Source organism: Fructobacillus ficulneus (assembly GCF_001047075.2).
Lineage (GTDB): Bacteria > Bacillota > Bacilli > Lactobacillales > Lactobacillaceae > Fructobacillus > Fructobacillus ficulneus.
In genome coordinates this window covers 216,058-218,764 of sequence record NZ_DF968000.1, presented here as the reverse complement: position 1 = coordinate 218,764, position 2,707 = coordinate 216,058, and the positions used below count along the sequence as shown (strand labels likewise).

1 protein-coding gene and 1 pseudogene are annotated in these 2,707 nt (G+C 53.9%); both read right to left on the bottom strand.

Annotated elements, in window-relative coordinates; genetic code table 11:
• Positions 1–2,197, bottom strand: a 2,197-nt coding sequence (locus tag AOQ29_RS03280; protein ID WP_148666481.1) for a UvrD-helicase domain-containing protein, incomplete at its 3' end; no start/stop codon positions are given.
• Positions 2,190–2,707: pseudogene (locus tag AOQ29_RS03275) on the bottom strand (PD-(D/E)XK nuclease family protein); the annotation flags it as partial. The gene AOQ29_RS03280 and the pseudogene AOQ29_RS03275, both read right to left, overlap by 8 nt.

The window sequence follows — 2,707 nt, the reverse complement described above, 5'->3', positions numbered from 1 at the left end:
GGGTCCCAACATAGTCGAGCCAGCCGGTATCCTGGTAAATCGCCAGGACTAGGCCAACCAGGTCGTTTTGCCGGGCCAACCGCTGCCAGGCTTCCAAAGCTAGTAAAATCCCTTGACCCTGGGGCTTGGTCTGGGCCCAGGCAACCAGGGCCGTATAGAAGTCGTGGTCGCGGTCGGCCAAGCGGATTTCGGCCAGGTCGTTTTCGGTTAGGCCAAAAATTGGTGACCGTAGGACTGCTGCCAGCGGAATGTCCTGGTGGGGGTTGTCGATGACCCGGAGCATGTCCAAGACCAAATAAACCTCCATCACCTGGTAGTAATTTCCAACCCCATCCGATTGGATTGGAATCCCGGCGGTGTTGAAGTGGCGGATTAATTCGACATAGCCACCCTTTGACCGGGTCAAAATGGCAATATCCGAATACCGGACCGGCCGCATGACCCCGGCCTTTTGGTCATAGACCTGACTATTCTTGATCAAGTCCTGGACCTTTTGGGCCAATAACTGGTACTGACTGGCCCGTTTTTCGGGCTGGTCGGCTGAATCACCATCAGCCTCTTCGTCAGCGTTTTCATTGCCGGCAAAGTCAGCACTTTCCCCATCCGCCTGTTCAATCAGGTTGACCTGGAAGACCGGTGGGACGAAGTCTGGGTAGGAAGCGGCGGCGATTAATTTGGCCGAGTCCTGGTAAGGAATATCGCCCAGTTCTTGGTCCATCAGTTGGGTAAAGATTTGGTTGATGACGGTCGTCACGTTGTTTTCCGACCGAAAGTTTTCGGCCAGTTCAATCCGCTCGTCCTCACTACCTTCCTGGGCAAAGGCAAAGTACTTGCCCGTAAAGAGTGATGGGTCGGCCTGCCGGAAACCATAGATACTCTGCTTCACATCCCCAACCATGTACATATTGTGCTGGTTGGAGAGCTTCTGCAAAAAGCTTTCCTGGAGGCGGTTGATGTCCTGGTATTCATCAATCAACAATTCCTTAAACTGGCTTTGCACCAATTCGCGGACATCGTCTTGGTCCAAGATTTGCAAGGAAAGCTGTTCGGCATCGGCAAAGTCCAATAGGTTATCCGCCCGTTTCTGCGCCGTAAAGGCTGCCAAAAAGGCCTGAGTTACCTTAACTAGGGTCGTCACGAGCTTATCGCCAGCCGTGTTGACCACCTGCCACTGGTCTTCGGACAAGGCAAAAACAGTCTTCTTCAAAGCCATCACAGCTCCAACAGTCCCTGACTTGGCAAAGAAGGCGTTAAAGGTCGACCGGGCATGATCCAACAAGGCGGCCAGGTCTGGATCTTCCTTGAAGACCTTGGCAGTCTTGGACTGGGGCATCTTGCCCCAATCGCTATCGACTAAGGCACGCAGGTCGTCATAGGACGCCTGGCTGGCAATGGCCGTGTTGATGGCCGCCAACCGTTCCTTGGTTTCGGCGATAAAGTTGTAGGTCTTTTCGAGTTCTGGCAAGCCTTCCAAGTCGGCTAAGACCAAATCAAAGGCTGCACTGGCCTGGGTCACCGCCGACAAAACCTTTGGTTGCAAGAACTTCCGGTAGTCTGCTCGGTCACTCACGGCAACCGGGTCAGCTGATTGTCCCGGTGCAGCCAAGGCTGCCAGCCATTCGGCCCCATCGGGACGGGCAACGGCAAAGTCGGCCAACCGTAAAACGTTAGCCTTCAAATCGGCATCATAGTTCGGGTTGGCAAAGTTATTGACCAAGTCTAAAAAGGCCTGATGGTCTGGATGGTCAGGGTCGTAAAAGTCAGCCAAGACCCCCTGGACAACACTGTCCTTCAAGAGGGCGACTTCGGCCTGATCAGCCAAGAGCCGATAGCTCGGATCAAGGCCAATCTTGTAGTAGTAAGTGTCGATTAATTTTAAGGCGAAACTATCGATGGTCGAGACGTTGGCCACCGGTAAGAGGGCCAGCTGGTCCTGTAAGAACCGTTTTTGGTCCCCACTCGTCTGGGCAATCTGGTCGGTGATGGCGACCTCCAACCGTTCCTTCATTTCCGCCGCCGCGGCATTGGTAAAGGTCACGATTAAAAATTGGTCAACCCGGTCGCCGGCCAAGATTTTGCGGACCAGCCGTTCGATTAAGACGGTCGTCTTTCCCGACCCAGCCGAAGCCGCCACCAAGATATTGTGGCCCTGGTGGTCAATCGCCTTGCTTTGGTTTTCGGTATACTGTCTAGCCATTGTCACGGTCCTCGTTTTCACGCAATTGCTTGAGAATTTCTTTCTTTGACCCGGTCATTTCCGGTATTTGGTACCGGTCACCCAAAATTTTATCGAAGCGGATGACATCCTTAAAGGCCGAATACTGGAGGGCCGACTTAACCGGTCGGATTGGAAAATGACCGGCCTGGATTTGTTGGCCAGCCTGGGCCAGTAAGTCGCGGTTGCGCTTCATTAACAAAGCCAAATCATCCGGGTCAATCGTATCGGAGTTGGCCGTTGGCACCCCGTCCTTGGTTAATTTGACCTGGTAGAAGGCTGCCCCCTCCTTGGGAGACAGCCGTTCCAATTCGTCCAGGTACTCGGTCTGGTTAACGGCTAAGCCCCGGTATTTGAAGCTTGGCGAAGCTAAGCGGCCAGCCAGGAGTTCGTCGATATCACCGCGGAAGTCCGCCAAGGAAATCGCACTTGGCGTGATGGGTGCGAAGAAGGCCCCACCGACCTTGTCCATCCCTAACTTAGCGGCGTTTT